The organism is Paraburkholderia sp. PREW-6R, from assembly GCF_039621805.1.
Lineage (GTDB): Bacteria > Pseudomonadota > Gammaproteobacteria > Burkholderiales > Burkholderiaceae > Paraburkholderia.
The window spans coordinates 1,151,135-1,169,090 of sequence record NZ_CP155074.1 but is presented as its reverse complement, the minus strand read 5'-3'; the positions used below and the strand labels follow the sequence as shown (position 1 = coordinate 1,169,090).

Below are 17,956 nucleotides of genomic sequence, written 5' to 3'. Positions count from 1 at the left end.
GCGAAATCGACTGCGGGTAAACGTGTAGCGGAAATCCCGACAACACGCCGTCTGAGTCCACTCCAGCTTACATTTCCATTTCGACGCTTTCAATTTTTGAAGGCGCCGATGCGGCGTTTTGTACTTCAAGTTTTGACAGAGCACATGCCCTTGCCTCCGCTTCTTAGCCTACTTATCTGGATTCCTATTGTCGCCGGTCTGGTGGTGTTGCGTGCCGGATCGGACGCGGCACGAAGTCGCACCCGGTGGCTCGCGCTCATCGGCGCGGTTGCAGGGTTCCTGCCGGTCATTCCGCTGGTTACGAATTTCCGTAACGACGTCACGTCCATGCAGTTCGTCGAAAACGTGCGCTGGTCGCCGACATTCGACATCGCCTGGCACGTGGGGGTGGATGGGATTTCGCTGTGGCTCGTTGCGTTGACCGCGCTGACCACGATCATCATCGTGGTGGCTTCGTGGGAATCGATCACGCAGCGCACCGCGCAGTATTACGGCGCGTTCCTGATGCTGTCGGGCTTCATGCAGGGCGTGTTCACGTCGCTCGACGGCATGCTGTTCTTCGTCGCATTCGAAGCCACGCTGATCCCGCTGTACCTGCTGATCGGCACATGGGGCCAATCGAACCGCTCGTATGCGGCCGTCAAATTCTTCTTCGTGTCGCTCCTTGGCTCGCTGATGATGCTGATGTCGATGCTGTACCTGTACGGCCAGACGCACAGCTTCGATCTTGCGACGTGGCGTGAGACACATCTCGGCACGTGGCCGCAGGTGCTGATCTTCCTGGGGTTTCTCGCGGCGTTCGGCGTCAAGGTGCCGATGTGGCCGCTGCATACGTGGCTGCCGGACGTCCATCTGGATGGCCCGACCGGCGCCGCCGTGATGATCGGCATGCTGAAGCTCGGCGGCTACGGCCTGCTGCGTTTCGCGCTGCCCATCGCGCCGCAGGCGAGTCACTTCTTTGCACCGATGATCATCACGTTGTCGTTGATCGCCGTGATCTATTCGAGCCTGCTTGCTCTCGTGCAGACCGACATGCGCCGCCTGCTCGCCTATTCGACGGTCGCGCACATGGGCCTCGTGACGCTCGGCCTGTTCGTGTTCAACCGCATCGGCCAGGCCGGCGCGATCGTGCAGATGTTGTCGTACGGCATCGTGTCGGGCGCCATGCTGTTGTGCACGGGCATGCTTTACGACCGCACGAAGACTGCCTCGATTACCGAATATGGCGGCGTCGCGAATACGATGCCGCGCTTCGCCGCATTCGTGATGCTGTTCTCAATGGCCAACATCGGCTTGCCGGGCACGTCGGGTTTCGTCGGCGAGTTCATGGTGTTGATGGGCGCGATCCGCTTTAACTTCTGGATCGGCGCGATGGCCGCGACCACGCTGGTGCTGAGCGCCGCGTACACGCTGTGGATGTACAAGCGGGTGATCTTCGGCGCGATCGCGAATGCGCGCGTCGCGAAGCTGAAAGATCTCGGCAAGCGTGAGTTCGTGCTGCTCGGTGCGATGGCGGTGCTCGTGCTCGCGATTGGTATCAATCCGAAGCCGTTCACCGATGCGATTGATCCGTCGGTCGGCACGCTGCTCGCCCAGTCGGAGCGCTCGGTTCATCCCTCGGACCCGGCGCCGGCCGAAGGCGGCGACCATCTGCAGGCGGCAGTGCCGGCACCGGCTGCCACGGCAACGCGCACGCCGGGCTAACCGGCCGACGCGCAAGAAGGGCTGCGGGAGAGGCCGTTACCAGGCTCGCGCAGGTGCAGCATCCGTCATGCGTGTGCTGCTGCGTTCAAGCCTTGCGCCGCTTTGCCGACAACCCCGATGCGCGTCTTCGACGCGACGTGACCGATCAGGCCGCGTCGCGTCTTAGTGCTTGTTTAAAGGCATTTTGTGAGTCGCGAACTCTCTGGTGACAAGCTAAAGAGCACTGCGAAATCTTCTTTGAGTGCGCATATGCGGCAACGTGTCGCACGGTGGTGCGACGCAATAATGCGTTGCCAAATGAAGGGTTTATTGCAAAATGCCGTTCCCCTACCATGCGAGCGCTTATTAATGGAGAGCGGTCTGATGACGTTCGTTGAAGTCGTAATGAAAAGGCAAAGGATATGAAAGGAAAGACTCTGCGTGGGTCGATAAGTTTCGCGTCCACAAGCCTCATGTTGTTGCTTTCGGGTTGCAGCAACCTCGATATTTTGAATCCGAAGGGTAGTGTGGGGCTGGCCGAGCGCCAGCTGATTTCCACGTCCACCTGGGCCATGCTGATCGTGGTGGTTCCGGTGATCGCGCTTACGCTGCTGTTCGCATGGCGTTACCGCGCGTCGAACCGGAACGCTGACTACCAGCCGGGCTGGGTACATTCCACCGGCATTGAAATCGCCATCTGGACGATTCCGACGCTGATCATTCTGTTCCTCGCCGTGCTGACGTGGAAAACCACGCACGAACTCGATCCGTACAAGCCGCTCGAGTCGCAGGTCAAGCCGATCAACGTCGAAGTCGTCGCACTCGACTGGAAGTGGCTGTTCATCTATCCGGACCTCGGCATCGCGTCGGTGAACCAGCTCGCGATTCCGGTGGGCACGCCGGTGAACTTCACGATCACGTCCGACACGGTGATGAACTCGTTCTTCATTCCGCAACTCGGCGGCCAGATCTACGCAATGGCGGGCATGCAAACCCGTCTGCACCTGATCGCCGATGAAGCCGGCAATTACGCGGGAACCGCGGCGAACTTCAGCGGCAAAGGCTTTTCGGACATGAAGTTCCGCACGCTCGCGACGTCGCCGGAAGAGTTCAATGCATGGGTCGCGAAAGTGCGCGCTTCGTCGGACAACCTCAGCATGGACCGTTACCACACGGTATCGGCGCCGAGCGAGAAAGAACCTGTGCGCTATTTCTCGTCGGTCGATCCGAAGCTCTTTCACAACATCATTGCCCGATACAACAACGGTAACGTCCTCGACAACATGAAGGACGCCAACTGTGCGCCAAAGGGTAAGGGGTAACGCATGTTCGGCAATCTCTCACTAGACTCCATTCCGTACCACGAGCCGATCATCATGGTGACGGCGGCCGGGATCGCGCTCGGCGGTGCGCTGGTTCTGGGTCTGATCACCTATTTCGGCAAGTGGCGCTACCTGTGGACCGAATGGTTCACGTCGGTCGACCACAAGAAGCTCGGCGTGATGTACATCGTGGTCGCGCTCATCATGCTGTTCCGGGGTTTCGCGGACGCCATCATGATGCGTACCCAGCTTGCGTTGTCGTATAACGCGCCAGGCTTCCTGCCGCCGCACCATTACGACCAGATCTTCACCGCGCACGGCGTCATCATGATTTTCTTCATGGCGATGGCGTTCATGGTCGGCCTGATGAACATCATCGTGCCGTTGCAGATCGGTGCCCGCGACGTCGCTTTCCCGTTCCTGAACTCGCTGAGCTTCTGGATGACGGCGATCAGCGCGATCCTGATCAATATCTCGCTGGTGGTGGGTGAGTTCGCGCAAACGGGCTGGCTCGCCTATCCGCCGCTGTCCGAGTTGCAGTTCAGCCCGGGCGTCGGCGTCGACTACTACCTGTGGAGCCTGCAGCTCTCCGGTATCGGCACGTTGCTGACCGGCGTGAACTTCTTCGTGACGATCGTGAAGATGCGCGCGCCCGGCATGACGTTCATGAGGATGCCGGTGTTCACGTGGACCGCGCTGTGCACGAACGTGCTGATCATGGCAGCGTTTCCGATCCTGACCGTCACGCTCGCGCTGCTCGGCCTCGACCGTTACCTCGGCATGCACTTCTTCACGAACGATGCCGGCGGCAACGCGATGTTGTACCTGAACCTGATCTGGGCATGGGGTCACCCCGAGGTGTACATCCTGATCCTGCCGGCGTTCGGTATTTTCTCGGAAGTCGTGGCGACGTTCGCGAAGAAGCCGCTGTTCGGCTACAAGACGATGGTGTGGGCGACGTGCGCGATCATGGTGCTGTCGTTCCTCGTGTGGCTGCATCACTTCTTCACGATGGGTTCGGGCGCCGACGTCAACGCGTTCTTCGGTATTGCAACGATGGTCATTGCGATTCCGACCGGCGTGAAGGTCTTCAACTGGCTGTTCACGATCTACAAGGGTCGTTTGCAGTTCACCACGCCGATCCTGTGGACGCTTGGCTTCATGGTCACGTTCACGATCGGCGGGATGACCGGCGTGATGATGGCGATTCCGGGCGCGGACTTCGTGCTGCACAACAGCCTCTTCCTGATCGCCCACTTTCACAACGTGATCATTGGTGGCGTGCTGTTCGGCTACCTCGCGGGCTTCAACTACTGGTTCCCGAAGGCATTTGGTTTCAAGCTGAACGAGAAGCTGGGCAAGGCTGCATTCTGGTTCTGGCAGATCGGCTTCTGGGTCGCGTTCACCCCGCTGTACGTGCTGGGCTTCATGGGCATGACGCGCCGTATCAATCACTACGACAATCCCGATTGGCATCCGTGGCTGATGTTCGCGTGGGTTGGAGCGGTTCTGATCGCGATCGGCATCGTTTGCCAGGTGTTGCAACTGGTGGTCAGTATCCGCGACCGCAATCTGCCGCAGAACCGCGATGTGACGGGCGATCCGTGGGACGCTCACACGCTCGAATGGGCCACGAGTTCGCCGCCCGCGTCGTATAACTTCGCGATCATTCCGGACGTGCGCCAGCTCGACGCGTTCTCTGAAATGAAGTCGCGCAAGAACCAGCCGAAGCCGGTGTACAGCGACATCCACATGCCGTCGAACACGTCCGCGGGCCTCGTGGTCGCGCTGTTCTCGCTGGTGCTCGGTTTCGCTGCGGTGTGGCATATCTGGTGGCTCGCGATCGTCGGCCTGGTCGGATCGATTGCAACGGTGATCGTCTATAGCTGCCAGAAGAACGAAGGCTTTTACATTCCGGCTGCCACGGTCGCGGCTATCGAAGAAAAACGCTCCGGCGCCGGTGCGCAGGTCGCGTTGGAGGTGGACTGATGTCAAATAACACGCTTACGGCCCACGCGCATCAGCACGAGGCGCATCACGCCGACCATCCGCCGTCGCATTCGGTGTTCGGCTTCTGGCTGTACCTGATGACCGACTGCATCATCTTCGCGTCGCTGTTCGCAGTGTTCGCGGTGATGAGCCACCAGTTCGCCGGTGGTCCGACCGCCAAGGATCTGTTCGAGATCCCGGGCGTCGCGCTCGAAACGACCATGCTGCTGCTCAGCAGTATCACGTACGGTTTCGCGATGCTCGGCGCGCACCGGAACCGCAAGGGCGTGCTGCTGTTCTGGCTCGCGGTGACGTTCCTGCTGGGTCTGTCGTTCCTCGTGCTGGAACTGCGCGAGTTCTCGCATCTGATCGCCGAAGGCGCGGGTCCGGATCGCAGCGCGTTCCTCTCGTCGTTCTTCACGCTGGTCGGCACGCACGGTCTGCACGTGACCTGCGGCCTGATCTGGATGATCGTACTCGCGGTCCAGGTGATGACGCACCGTGATCTCACCGAGCGCGACATGATTCGCCTGACGTGCCTGAGCCTTTTCTGGCACTTTCTGGACGTCGTGTGGATCGGCGTCTTCACCTTTGTCTATCTTGCGAGCGTGATCTAAATGGACCATAGCCATAACGGACACTCCGGCGAGAGCCACGGCAGCCTCGGCAGCTACGCGACCGGCTTCATTCTGTCCGTCGTCCTGACGGTCGCGGCGTTCGCTCTCGTGATGAACGGCATGCTGACGGGTGAGAACGCGTTGATCGCGATTGCGGGCCTCGCATTCGTGCAGATCATCGTTCACCTGGTGTTCTTCCTGCACATGAACTCGTCGTCGGCGCAGCGCTGGAACGTGACCGCGTTTGCGTTCACCGTGCTGACCGCGGTGATCGTGATCGGCGGAACCTTATGGGTGATGCATAACGTGAGTATGCATATGATGTCACGTTGAACCCGTAGCGCCGCTGCTCAAAGCCCCGTAGGATGAAAGTCTTGCGGGGCTTTTTGTTATGGTTCTGCTGTGTGGCGGGTCGCGCACAAGTGGTTGTGGTGTGTGGGCAAATTCACCAAACGTTGCATTTCAGTAGTTGCGGGCGCGATGCAAGCGAATTATGGTTCGGATACGCTAAGGCCCGGGCGCGCGTGAGCGCGCATGGCCGCGCATGACTTTACCCGCGCGCGAGCGCGCCTGGGACAGGGTTCGGAGCGCTTGCCGCACGAACCCGAACGCGCGAATGCAATTCATGCGGAATTGCCAGGCGGCTGCCACGTGGCGGCCGGGCGTTCCGCGATCGTCGAAACAATCTGGAGAAGCATCAGACCATGCATATTCATCCCGTCATTCTTTGCGGTGGCAGCGGTACACGCCTGTGGCCAATGTCGCGTGGTGGCTATCCGAAGCAGTATCTCAGGCTCAACGGCGAGCACACGCTGGTGCAGCAAACCGCGCTGCGACTTAACGGCATTGCCGATATTTGCGCACCCATCGTCGTCACGAACAATGATCAACGGTTTCTGGTCGCCGAGCAGCTGCGCCAGGTCGATGTGAAGTCCGCCGCAATCGTGCTGGAACCCGCCAGCCGCAACACGGCGCCGGCCATTGCCGTCGCGGCGCTCCTCGCGCTGCGCGAGTCGGCGGAGGCGCTGTTGCTGGTCCTGCCGTCCGATCACGTGATCACGGGCGAGGCGGCATTCATCAAGGCGGCGGCCGACGCCGCACAGATCGCGCAGGACGGCTATCTGGTGACGTTCGGCATCACGCCCACCGAGCCGCACACCGGCTACGGCTATATTCGCGCGGGGCAGAATCTGATCGACGATGCGCAGACGTTCGCGGTCGACGCGTTCGTCGAGAAGCCCGACGCCGCCACGGCACAGCGTTTTCTTGCCGACGGCGGGTACTACTGGAACAGCGGCATGTTCATGCTGAAGGCGTCCACGTTTATGGAGGAATTGCGCCGCTACGAGCCGGACATCGCGCGCCAGGCCGAGCTTTCGCTGGACGCAGCGCAGCGTGATAACGACTTCACGCGCCTCGAAGCCGATGCTTTCTCCGCGTCACCGAATATTTCGATCGATCACGCAGTGATGGAGAAGACACAGCGCGCCGCCGTGGTGGCAGTGTCGGATCTGGGCTGGAACGACATTGGCTCGTGGACGGCGCTCGCCGGCATCGCCGAGCGCGACGCGCAAGGCAATGCGCTGCTCGGCGACGTGCTGACGGACGGAGTGACCAATTCGTATATCCGCTCGGAGCACCGCCTCGTGGCGGCGATCGGCATGGACAACGTGGTGATCGTCGAAACGGCGGATGCGGTTCTGGTCACGCGTCGCGATCTGGCGCAGGACGTGAAGAAGATCGTCGCACAGCTGAATGCGCTGGGGCGTCATGAATCGGTCACGCATCGCCGCGTGGTCCGGCCGTGGGGCTCGTATGAAGGTATCGACAGCGGTGACCGGTTCCAGGTCAAGCGCATCGTCGTGAGCCCGGGCGCGCAGCTGAGCTTGCAGATGCACCACCATCGCGCGGAGCACTGGATTGTCGTGAAGGGCACCGCCATGGTCACGAATGGCGACAAGGAAATCGTCCTGACCGAAAACCAGTCGACCTACATTCCCCTCGGCGTCACGCACCGGTTGCTGAATCCGGGCAAGATTCCGCTCGAACTGATCGAAGTGCAATCGGGCACGTATCTCGGCGAAGACGACATCGTGCGGTTCGAAGACACTTATGGGCGCGTGCCGAAGGCCTGATGGCTTTTACCGGGTTAGTGAGCGTCGCTCGTTAGCCCGGCTGTGCGCTTCTCATGCCGGTTGCTTAGTTCGCGATAAGTGTCGCGCCGATTGACCGCTCCGGCTACACCAATCATCCCGCCGCGCGTTGCCACTGCGCCAGCAGTTCAGGCAGCGCGGCCATGTCGCGAAACACCTGCACCGCGCCCGCGCCATGCAGCGCCGTGGCGTTGCTATGCCCCAATTCCTGCGGACAGTAGCCGAACACCGTGGCACCGGCGGCGACGCCGGCCGTTGCGCCTGTCACCGTGTCCTCGATCACCGCGCAACGCGCCGGGTCCACGCCCAGACCCGCGGCAGCAGCGAGGTACACGTCGGGAAACGGCTTGCTGCGCGGCGTTTCGTGGCCGCTATAAATGCGTCCTGCGAAGCAGTCGAGCATTCCCGCTTTCGCGAGTTGCAACTCCACCTTGATCCGGTCTGCGCCGGAAGCCACCGCGATGCGCGCGTCGAGCATCGTGTGCAATGCGCGCACCGCTGTCGCCGCGCCGGGTATCGCGCGTAGTTCGAGATCGAGCGCCGCATTACGGCGCGCGCGAAACTGCGTGAGCCAGTCTGCGGTGATCGCAAAGCCGGTGCGCGCTTCGATCAGCGCGGCTTCGTCCTTGACGGCCTTGCCGACAAAAATCTGCATCGTCTCTTCCACGCTCAACGGCCAGCCCAGTTCGCCGAGCATGTCGGCAAGCACGCGGCTGGTAATAGGTTCGGAATCGACGAGCACACCGTCACAGTCGAAAAGAACGGCGTCGAAAGGAAAAGCGGGCATGGTGGGAGAACGGGAAGGGGTCGCGGAACCGGAGAGCATACCTCACCGGCCCGCGCAACGCCGGGCAGCGGCAGCGTTCGAGGACACACTTCGCTTCACCTCATCTCATCTCACGCCGACTCACCGCTGCCTCGTCAGCGCTCCGTCAACCGCCGACCTTATACCCGTCGCTCAGCGTCTTCATGAACGCGATGATGTCCTGGATGTCCTGATCGGTCATGGCGGGCTGATCGCCGGATTTGCGGTCGAACGGCGCGTCGACCACGTCCACGTTCGCGTGGTATTGCGACGGCAGATCGTCGTACTTCTGAACCTTGCCCGCCGCATCGCGCGGATAGATCTTTTCCGGCGACGTGTTGCGCAAGTTGTAGAAGTCCATCACATGCTGCAGATCGTGATACACGCCGTTGTGGAAGAACACCTTGCGCTCGCCGACATTGCGCAGCGTCGGCGTGAGGAACATCCCGCAGTACTGCGTCTGCTTCGCGAGATCGTCGCGAAACGGCCCGCATACGCCCATGTCGTAGAACTTCGCATCCTTGTTCGCCGGGATCGCCATGTTGCGCGGCACGCCCAGCGCTTCGTATTGCGTATCGGTGAACACTGGCGGCAGGCCGTCCTTGCTCGGCTGGCTCAGATGGCAACCGGCGCAGTTGGCCTTGTCCTTGTCGTTGAACAGTTGCAGGCCGCGCAATTCGGCGTGGGTAAGCCGCGCCTTGCCTTCGAGCCAGTAGTCGTACTTGCTCGTGAACGCGTGAAACGACGGATCTTCGATCTGATAGCGACCCACCGCGAACATCGCCTCCGAGATCAGCAGGCTCGGATTATTGACAATGGAAGGCCCGAAGATCTGCTTGAACTGGTCCAGATACCGGGTGTGCAGCAGCTTGCGCGCGACGTCTTCCGGCGACGCGTTGGCCATCTCCACGGGATTGGTGAGCGGCCCCAATGCCTGGTCCTGCAAAGTATCCGCGCGGCCGTCCCAGAACAGGCCGCCTTGCGGGACCATCGCAGGAGCGGCGGGCGCGGCGAGCGCGGTCTTTTGCGCGCGCTGCACGCCGGCGGCCTGCGACGCGAGTTGCGTCATGTCCACCGGCACGTCGGTGTCGCCCTGGTCCGGCCCGATGCTGAACGGCGCCTGGCGATACAGATACGCGAGCGAAGGCGGCGGACGGTAGCCCGCCTGATTCATATGCGCGCCGCCAAGCTGCACGGGAAACGCGTTATCAGGGCCGTACGAATGTTGCGGCGAGTGGCACGATGCGCACGACTGCGTGCCGGAAGCCGACAGCGACTGATCGAAGAAAACCTCTTTGCCGAGCAGCGCGACGGCGCTCAACGGCGCGCCTGGCGGACGCATCAGTTGCACCGGATGCGGATTCGCGCCGGTGATTTCCTCAACGATGGCGCCGACCGCGGGCGGCATGCGCTCCGGGTACACGAGCGCACAGGCACCGTACAGAATCGCGGCAAGCACCACGCCGCCGGCGCTCCACGCGAGCAGTCTGAGCCACGAGTGGCGGGTAATCATGGGGCCCGGCTCGCCGCCCGCAGGCAAATGCGACGACAGCACGGCGTCTGAAGAAGGATTCATGGCGTGAGTGACGGGTATTCGGATCGGTTGCGATCAAAAAGCAGAATCGAGCCAGCACGATTGCGCTGGCTCGATGCCCAACTACAGCTTGTGGCGTTTGATGCGCTCAAGCGAGTTCCGGTCAGATGGCCGGCGCCGCGCTGAGCTTTGTGCCCAGGTTCTGATCGAGATACAGCACCGGGGTGTTGCCCGAGCCCGAGAAGTTGAACATGTTCAGGATGCTGCCGGCTGTTGCGTCGAACGAGCCGTTGCCGAGGCGTTGCCCGCCGAGCCAGTTGTCCTCGATGAAGCGCACGACCGAGGCCTGCGTGATCGGCGTATCGTCGACGAAGTTAGCCTTCGCCCACGGCGACACCACGATGAACGGCGTACGCGTGCCCGGACCGCAGCGGCCGTTGACCGTGCCGCCATTCACGCCTTGCGGCTGCACCGCGCCGGCCGCCGTACACTGGCCGACGCCGCTCAGGTTGTCGCTGCCCGCCACCGTCTTGCCTCCGGCGGATTGAGCCGTCGTCGAATCGAATGAAGCGCTCGTCGGCGCCTTGAAGCGGTGGTCGTACCAGCCGTCCGAATCGTCGTACGCGATGATCACGGCGGTGTTCTTCCAGTCGGGTTGCTGCTCAAGGAAGTTGATCACCTTGGTGACGAATGCCTGCTCGTCGATCGGGTCGGAGTTGCCCGGGTGCGCGTCGCTGACTGCCGGCGCCTTCAGGAAGCTCACCGACGGATAGTTGCCCGCCTTCACCGCCGTGAAGAAGTCGTCGGAGTCGTACTGGTGATGAACCGGCGTGGCGGTGTTGTCGAGCGGATCGGTGTAGCCGATCAGCGCCGTCGACGAAGGACGCGTATGCGCGAGGTTAGCCGTGCTCGCGTAGTACTGGAACCATGCATGGTGCTGCACATAGTCGGCCTTGGTCGCGTTCAGCACCTGCGAGAAGGTCGAGCGCAGGCAGCCCGTCGTGCCGTTCGGATTGACGGTCTGCAGGTTGAAGCCGCCCATGAAACCGCCCCACGTCAGGTTCTTCGCGTTCAGCAGGTCGCCGATGTTCTTGTTGTTGGCCGACATCGCGCCGGTCGGCGAGCTGGCTGCCTTGATCGTACAGACGTCGCCGGTCGGGTCGAGGTCGCCGATGATCGTGAAGCCGCCGGCCGAGTCGGGGATCGCATTGGCCGTCGTGCCGCCCGTGACCACTACGCCGTTGTTCTGGCCGGACACCACTTCGAGCGCACCCGGCGTGGACGGACCATACGTGTCCGTGTACGCGTTCTGGTTCATCGCGAAGTTCTGCGCGTAGTTCCACATGGCCGTGACAGTGTTGCCGTCGAAATAGCCGAGCACCTGGCCCTTGGTTGCGAACGCGCCCGTGCTGCCCGCAATCGTCGAACCGGCTGCCGTGAAAAGCGGGAACGAATCCATTGCGCCGTTGTTGTACGCAAGCTGTTCGGCGGCGTACGCGTGGTTCTGGCTCGACGTATTCGCCTGCGAACGGTCGAGACGGAACGGCAGCAGGTCGGCCGCCGGCAGACCGAGGCCGGCGATCGCCACCGTGCCGACCGTGCGGCCAGCCGTGTTCGGCGACGTGGACAGCGCGTTCGGATTGGCCGTAATCAGGTTGTTCGTGCTCAGGTTGTTGACGGTGGGCGTGCCGGCGGCAGCCGTGAACTGCGGCTCGCCGACCGGATTGGAAGCTTGCGGATAGGTAGCGAAGTAGTGGTCGAACGATACGTTCTCGCCGAAGATCACCACCACGTGCTTGATCGGCGTAGCGGTAGGAACAGCGTCCTGTGCCGACACGGTGGCAGCCGGCGTCGACGCGGCCGGCGGAGCCGACGCGTTCGAGTTCACGCTGTTGTTGCCGCAGGCCGTGAGCGCGAGCGCCGCCGCAAACGGGATGGGTAAGAGGGTTCTACGCAACATGTGCCTGGCTCCAGTTTCGACTTCGCCGCTTAGCGATTCCCTCGTGTACGGGTGGAAAATCGCTTGGGATATTGTTAGAAATACAGCCGATCGTCTTACTGCTCAAAACTGCGCGATTGGACCATTCGTTGATTAAGATTTCGCGGCGCGAAGATTACGTTGGCTCTCGAATCGCATTCATTTGCATAACTCATGCTGTCGTTATGCTGACGGAGCCGTCACATCAAATTTTTTTTTCGATCGGGCGACGGATTTTTCCAACAGCGGCGTTCAAGAAGAAACGGAGCCGCTTCCGGCTTCGGACTCTTATCGGAGAAACCAATATGAAATCAACCCGACCGGTCCGTCTGCTGACTTCTTTGCTAAGCGCCACGCTTCTGTCCGCCGCCGCGATGACATCGCTGCCGGCCTCCGCGCAAGCCGTGATCGTCGCGCCCATGGCGCCGCCGCCGCCGCGCGTCGAAGTGGCGCCTGCTCCGCGACCGGGGTATGTCTGGGATCAGGGCCGCTGGCGCTGGGAGCACGGCCGTTATGTATGGGTGACGGGTCACTGGCAGCCGGTTCGCGTCGGGTATCACTGGGTGCCGGGCCATTGGGTTCAGCGCGGACCGAACTATCGCTGGATCGAAGGGCATTGGGCCTGAGCGATGAGCGTCGCGGCGCGCGAGCAGTGGGCGCAGTGCCCATGCATCCGCGCCGCGCTCGCATCGTGTGCGTCATCCAACGAGAGAACAGGCTATGAAAAGGCTCGTGATAATTCTGCTGGCGGCAACGCTGGCCGGTTGTGTGGTCTACCCGGCGCGGCCGGCCTACTATCGTCCGGCCGTCGTCGTATATTGAGTGCGATTGCGTAGGTGACGCGCGCCATGATCCGCCTTTGGCGCGTGCCTTCGGAAAACGGTGCGCGCGCAACGATCCGTGTGAGATCGAAACCGGTATGAGTGGTGTCAGAGGGAGTGGGGGCAAGTGACAGACGTCAGTGCGTGCAGATCCTGGACGCAGCTCGCGCAATGCGCGACGCGCCGCGCGCGGCGCGGCTGCCGGAGCGTCCCGCGTTGAGCGATCGCGATCCCGACGCGGAGCTGATCGCGCAGGTGGGCCGCGCGGAGCCCGCCGCCGTGCGTTCGCTCGTCGCGCGCAAACTGCCGCGGCTGCTTGCGCTCGCCACGCGCATGCTGGGCGACCGCATGGAAGCCGAAGACGTCGCGCAGGAAGTCTTCGTCCGTATCTGGAAGCAGGCGCCGCGCTGGCGCGAAGGCGAAGCGAAGCTCGACACGTGGGTGCATCGCGTGGCGCTCAATCTCTGTTACGACCGGCTGCGTGGCCGTCGCGAGGATCCGCGCGACGAGCTGCCCGACGAGATCGATCCCGCCGCGCCGCCGGAGGCCCGTCTCGAAGCGCGTGCCCAGCACGAGCAGGTACGCGCAGCGCTCGCGGCCTTGCCGGCGCGGCAGCGCGAGGCGCTGGTGCTGAACTATTACCAGGAGATGTCGAACATCGACGCCGCTGCCCTGATGGGCATCACGGTCGATGCGCTGGAAAGCCTGCTGGCCCGCGCGCGCCGCAATCTGCGCGCACAACTGGCCGGCAGCGGCCTGAGCAAGGACACATCATGACGCCCGAAAGATTCCATCAGATCGTACAAGCCTATGGCGCCGACCCGCGCCGCTGGCCGCAGCACGAGCGCGCGGCGGGCGAAGCGTGGGCCCGCGCACATCGCACGGAAGCGGACAGCTGGCTCGCGCAGGCGGCAGGCATCGACGCGCTGCTTGCCGCCGACAAGGTCGAGCCGCCGGGCGCGGCGTTGCAGCAACGCATTATCGCGGGCGCGCCGTTGCGGCAGCCGGCGGCGCCGCGCAGGCGGCTGTGGTGGTCCGGCGCGGCAGTGGCGGGCGTCGGCTTGCTCGGCGGTGTGGCCGGCGCGCTCGCCGTGTCGTTCTTTGTACTGACGGGGAGCGTGCCGCCTGCGCACGAGTCCTCATACCTGACATCGAGCTTCGGCGGCGCGTCCGCCGATTGGAGCGACGAATGAACGGCAGGTCGTGGAAATTCGTGCTGGCGGCGTCGCTCGTGCTCAACGTGTTTCTGGTGGGTGCGATAGTCGGCGGTGCTTATCAATGGTTCTCGGCGCGCGGCATCACGGTGCCGTTGCTCGCACAGCAACGCGCGCTGCGATTCGCGGCGCAGCCGTTGTCGGCACAGCAGCAGAAAGCTTTCGTCGACGGCCTGAAGAACGCGCGCCGCGAAGGGCGGCAGTTCGCGCGGGAGGCTCGCGAAGGGCGCCGCGACGTGCTGCGATTGCTGGCGGCGCCGCAATTCGACCGCGGCGCGCTCGACGCCGCGCTCGCTCGCACGCGCGCCGCCGACAGCAGTCTGCGCGCGCTGGTGGAAAGCAGTGTGGCCGATTTCGCGGCGACGCTCACACCGGAGGAGCGCGTCAAGTTCGCCGACAGCCTGAAGTTGCGCGGCCAGTGGCGCGAGCCTGCGCCGGCCGCGAATGCGCAAAAGCCTGGGAATGCAGACGGAAATACGGCAGACGGGAATGCAGCCAATGCGAATGCAGCCGATGCGAATGCGAGCGGGGGACACGCGTCGAGCGGGTCTTCGGCCGAATAAAAAATAGTCGAGTCTATGCGACGGATTTGCGTGGGATGTGCGTTTGAACTGTATACCGGCCGACGAGGACCCTATGGCTAACTCACCGAACCTGAACGCCGCGGCAATTGCGCTGAACCGCTTCGGCCTGGGCGCGCGCGCCGACGAGGCGCCGCCCGCCGATCCAAAGGCGTGGCTGCTCGCGCAATTCGATCAGTACCAGCCGCGACCCTCGGCGTGGGCCGGCCAGCCGGATTCCGTGGCACTGTCCACCGAACTGCTGCAGCAGCGCATGCAGTTCAAGCAGCAGAACAGAGACAGCGCCGCAGCGGGGCAGGCTGGCGATCGCGCGAACGTTAGCAATGCCAACCAGCCGGGCGATCAGAACGCGGCGCAGGCACTGAACGCCGGGCAACGCGCACAGCAGGTTGCACAGCGAGGCACGCCGCAAACCGCGCAGCAACTTGGGCAGTCATCCCCGCCGCCCGGCGCCGCACAAACCGCGAAGCAGGCCGAGCGCAAAGCGATGCGCGGCGAGATTCTCGACATATACCGCTCGGCGGTCAACGCGCGCGTCGCCAGCGCGTTGACCACGCCGACGCCATTCATCGAACGGCTGGTGCATTTCTGGGCCAACCATTTCGCGGTGTCGACGGAAAAGCCCGGTGTCGCGGCGCTTGCCGGTTCGTTCGAAGCCGAAGCGATCCGCCCGCATGTGCTCGGCCGTTTCGAGGACATGCTGGTGGCCGTGGAGCGTCACCCGGCCATGCAACTCTTTCTCGATCAGCCGCGTTCGGTCGGTCCCGACAGCGTGGCCGCAATGCGCGCCTCGCAGCGCGATCCGGAGCGCAAACGCGGCCTGAACGAGAACCTCGCGCGCGAGATCATGGAGTTGCATACGCTTGGCGTACGCAGCGGCTACACGCAGGACGACGTCACCGAATTCGCCCGTGCGCTCACCGGCTGGAGTCTCGCGGCGAACCCGCTCAATGGTGGCGGTGCGGCGCGCGCCGGCCTGCAGGCGAACGCCGCGCCCGGCAGTTTCGTGTTCCGCGCGGCGCTTCATGAGCCGGGCGCGCGAACCATCATGGGACGCACTTACGATCAGCCGGGCGAAGATCAGGCGCTCGCCGTGCTGCATGATCTGGCCGGCTCGCCCGCTACGGCGCAGCACATTGGCGGCAAACTCGCGCGTCACTTCGTCGGCGACAACCCGCCGACTGGCGTCAGCGAGCGCCTTGCCAGCGTGTTCCAGCGCAGCGGCGGCGATCTGCCCACCGTGTACCGCGCGCTGATCGACATGCCGCAAGCGTGGTCGCCCACACCCGCGAAGTTCAAGACGCCATGGGAATGGACCATCTCGTCGATGCGCGGGCTCGGCTGGCAAGACCTCGGCAACCTGCAGAGCGCGCCGATCCTCACGCAACTGGGTCAGCCCGTGTGGCGACCCGGTTCGCCCGCCGGCTATGACGACATCGCCGCAAGCTGGGCCGCGCCCGATGCGCTAGTGCGCCGGGTCGAGATGGCGCAGCGTTTCGCTTCACGCGTGGGCGACCGGCTCGACGCGCGCTCGCTCGGCCAGAGCCTGTTCGCCGGGTCGCTCAGCGCGCCGACGGCCACGGCCGTCTCACGTGCGGAAAGTGCGTCCACCGCGATTGCGCTGCTGCTCGTTTCACCCGATTTTCAACGGAGATGAATGCCATGTTCACACGCCGCCAGTTCCTGAGCGTCGCCGCCGCCGGCGCGGGCGCGATGCTCGTGTCGCCCCGCATCGCGTTCGCGAGCGTCGCGAGCGACCATCGTTTCGTCTTCGTGATCCAGCGCGGCGCTGCCGATGGACTGAACATCGTCGTGCCCTATGCCGATCCGGCTTACGCCGGCCTGCGCGGTGAGCTGGCGATCGACACGTCGAGCGCCGTGAAGCTGGACGGCACCTTCGCGTTGCATCCGTCGCTCAGACAGACAGCGGCCATGTACGTCGACCGCCAGGCGCTGTTCGTGCACGCGGTGGCGTCACCGTATCGAGACCGCTCGCATTTCGACGGGCAGAACGTGCTCGAAACGGGCGGCACGTCGCCGTATCAGGTAAGGGACGGCTGGCTCAACCGGCTGGTCGCGCAGTTGCCCGCCACGCGCGAAAACGCAATCGCGTTCGCACCCACCGTGCCGATGGCGCTGCGCGGGAACGCGGCGGTCACATCCTATGCGCCGTCGGCGTTGCCGCAGGCGCCCGACGATCTGCTCACGCGCGTCACACAACTGTACGACGGCGACGCGCAGTTGCGTCCGCTATGGGAGTCGGCAATGACCGCGCGGGGCCTCGCTGGCGACGCCGGCGCGCGCCAGGATCCGGCGAGCCTCGGCAAGCTTGCCGCGGGCTTTCTGTCACGCGACGACGGTCCGCGCATCGCGATGATCGAAACCGGCGGCTGGGACACGCATAGCGCGCAGAACGCGCGCCTTGCCAACCAGCTGAAGGCGCTCGATACGATGCTCGCGGCGTTGCGCGATGGAATGGGCGCGACGTGGAGCAAGACCACGGTGCTCGTCGCCACCGAGTTCGGCCGCACCGCTGCCGCTAACGGCACGGGCGGCACGGATCACGGCACGGGGTCGGTGGCGATGGTACTGGGCGGTTCAGTCGCGGGTGGCCGCGTCATGGCCGATTGGCCGGGGCTTAAGCCGGGCCAGCTTTATCAGTCGCGTGACCTGAAACCCACGACCTCGCTCGACGCGCTGATCTGCGGCACCGCGAGTGAAAGCCTCGGGCTCGATCCGCAGCGCACGGCTGCCGCGTTGTTCGGCGCGGCGGGCACGAGCCGGCCGCTGTCGGGCATCGTGCGAGCCTAGCCGTCAACGAAAGAGCCCAAGGAACGGAGGTGAAGCGCCAGTCCGAACAGCCACGCTTTCATCGACAGAACCGGTTTGGTTCATCAACCGGTCAAACCAGAAAACTTCAAGGAGAGGAAATGACCAACAAGACAGAAACGACGACCACCGGATCAACCCTGACGACGCACCCGGGATCTGCGTCGACGCTGCGAGCGATATTTACCGCCGGCCTCGTCGCCGCGCTTCTGTGCGCCTGTGTGGTCGAACCCGCGCGGCCGCCGCAACCGGCGCCGCTCGTCGAAGTCGTGCCCGCCTCGCCCGCCCCGGGTTATCACTGGGTCAAAGGCCATTACCGTTGGGAAGGCAATCATTGGGCGTGGGTGCCGGGTCACTGGGCCGGCTGATCTTCGTTCGATCATCCCGCAGGGCGCCGCGCTGTTCAAATAACGGGAAAAGCCGCGGGCAA

At 63.6% G+C, this 17,956-nt stretch carries 16 protein-coding genes; 13 read left to right on the top strand and 3 right to left on the bottom strand.

Translation table 11 applies throughout. The annotated features are described in order from the left end of the window. The first annotated feature begins 144 nt into the window (after positions 1-144). The 6 genes from AAGS40_RS20375 (at position 145) to AAGS40_RS20350 (ending at position 7,746) form a co-directional block, all read left to right on the top strand. Complete coding sequence (locus AAGS40_RS20375) at positions 145-1,704, top strand: NADH-quinone oxidoreductase subunit M (RefSeq protein WP_345814575.1); 1,560 nt, start codon at positions 145-147, stop codon at positions 1,702-1,704. Positions 1,705-2,105: 401 nt separating this feature from the next. Next, positions 2,106-3,005, top strand: coding sequence for a ubiquinol oxidase subunit II (cyoA, locus tag AAGS40_RS20370; protein ID WP_345814574.1), 900 nt, complete (start codon positions 2,106-2,108; stop codon positions 3,003-3,005). Positions 3,006-3,008: 3 nt separating this feature from the next. Beyond that, entirely contained in the window at positions 3,009-4,994 is a 1,986-nt protein-coding gene (gene cyoB / locus AAGS40_RS20365; RefSeq protein WP_345814573.1) for a cytochrome o ubiquinol oxidase subunit I, read from the top strand. Next, positions 4,994-5,611: a cytochrome o ubiquinol oxidase subunit III gene (gene cyoC, locus AAGS40_RS20360; RefSeq protein WP_345814572.1), complete on the top strand. Its 618-nt coding sequence runs from the start codon at positions 4,994-4,996 to the stop codon at positions 5,609-5,611. The genes cyoB and cyoC overlap by 1 nt, the downstream gene beginning before the upstream one ends. After that, positions 5,612-5,944, top strand: coding sequence for a cytochrome o ubiquinol oxidase subunit IV (cyoD, locus tag AAGS40_RS20355; RefSeq protein WP_345814571.1), 333 nt, complete (start codon positions 5,612-5,614; stop codon positions 5,942-5,944). Between the two features lie 371 nt (positions 5,945-6,315). Further along, the gene (locus tag AAGS40_RS20350; RefSeq protein WP_345814570.1) at positions 6,316-7,746 is read left to right on the top strand and encodes a mannose-1-phosphate guanylyltransferase/mannose-6-phosphate isomerase; all 1,431 of its coding nucleotides are present in this window, start codon (positions 6,316-6,318) and stop codon (positions 7,744-7,746) included. 112 nt (positions 7,747-7,858) lie between these two features. Here the strand turns inward: AAGS40_RS20350 and AAGS40_RS20345 are convergent, their stop codons facing one another. From AAGS40_RS20345 to AAGS40_RS20335, 3 genes are all read right to left on the bottom strand, one after another. Further along, the gene (locus AAGS40_RS20345; RefSeq protein ID WP_345814569.1) at positions 7,859-8,551 is read right to left on the bottom strand and encodes an HAD family phosphatase; all 693 of its coding nucleotides are present in this window, start codon (positions 8,549-8,551) and stop codon (positions 7,859-7,861) included. A gap of 145 nt (positions 8,552-8,696) precedes the next feature. Then, positions 8,697-10,145: a cytochrome c peroxidase gene (locus AAGS40_RS20340; RefSeq protein ID WP_345814568.1), complete on the bottom strand. Its 1,449-nt coding sequence runs from the start codon at positions 10,143-10,145 to the stop codon at positions 8,697-8,699. A 121-nt stretch (positions 10,146-10,266) separates the two neighbouring features. After that, a complete protein-coding gene (locus tag AAGS40_RS20335) occupies positions 10,267-12,063 on the bottom strand; it encodes an alkaline phosphatase family protein (RefSeq protein WP_345814567.1) in 1,797 nt (598 codons plus the stop codon). A gap of 323 nt (positions 12,064-12,386) precedes the next feature. Between AAGS40_RS20335 and AAGS40_RS20330 the strand changes: the two genes are divergently transcribed. The 7 genes from AAGS40_RS20330 (at position 12,387) to AAGS40_RS20300 (ending at position 17,894) form a co-directional block, all read left to right on the top strand. Further along, positions 12,387-12,707, top strand: coding sequence for a YXWGXW repeat-containing protein (locus tag AAGS40_RS20330; protein WP_345814566.1), 321 nt, complete (start codon positions 12,387-12,389; stop codon positions 12,705-12,707). Between the two features lie 411 nt (positions 12,708-13,118). After that, positions 13,119-13,679, top strand: a complete 561-nt coding sequence (locus AAGS40_RS20325; RefSeq protein ID WP_345816525.1) for an RNA polymerase sigma factor — start codon at positions 13,119-13,121, stop codon at positions 13,677-13,679. Then, positions 13,676-14,095: a hypothetical protein gene (locus AAGS40_RS20320; protein ID WP_345814565.1), complete on the top strand. Its 420-nt coding sequence runs from the start codon at positions 13,676-13,678 to the stop codon at positions 14,093-14,095. Before AAGS40_RS20325 ends, AAGS40_RS20320 begins: the two co-directional genes overlap by 4 nt. Next, entirely contained in the window at positions 14,092-14,679 is a 588-nt protein-coding gene (locus AAGS40_RS20315; RefSeq protein WP_345814564.1) for a periplasmic heavy metal sensor, read from the top strand. The genes AAGS40_RS20320 and AAGS40_RS20315 overlap by 4 nt, the downstream gene beginning before the upstream one ends. Positions 14,680-14,752: 73 nt before the next feature. Then, entirely contained in the window at positions 14,753-16,354 is a 1,602-nt protein-coding gene (locus AAGS40_RS20310) for a DUF1800 domain-containing protein (RefSeq protein ID WP_345814563.1), read from the top strand. 5 nt (positions 16,355-16,359) lie between these two features. Then, complete coding sequence (locus tag AAGS40_RS20305; RefSeq protein WP_345814562.1) at positions 16,360-17,508, top strand: DUF1501 domain-containing protein; 1,149 nt, start codon at positions 16,360-16,362, stop codon at positions 17,506-17,508. Between the two features lie 119 nt (positions 17,509-17,627). Continuing rightward, positions 17,628-17,894 (top strand): hypothetical protein, encoded by a 267-nt coding sequence (locus tag AAGS40_RS20300; RefSeq protein ID WP_345814561.1) that lies wholly within the window; start codon positions 17,628-17,630, stop codon positions 17,892-17,894. Positions 17,895-17,956: the final 62 nt, after the last annotated feature.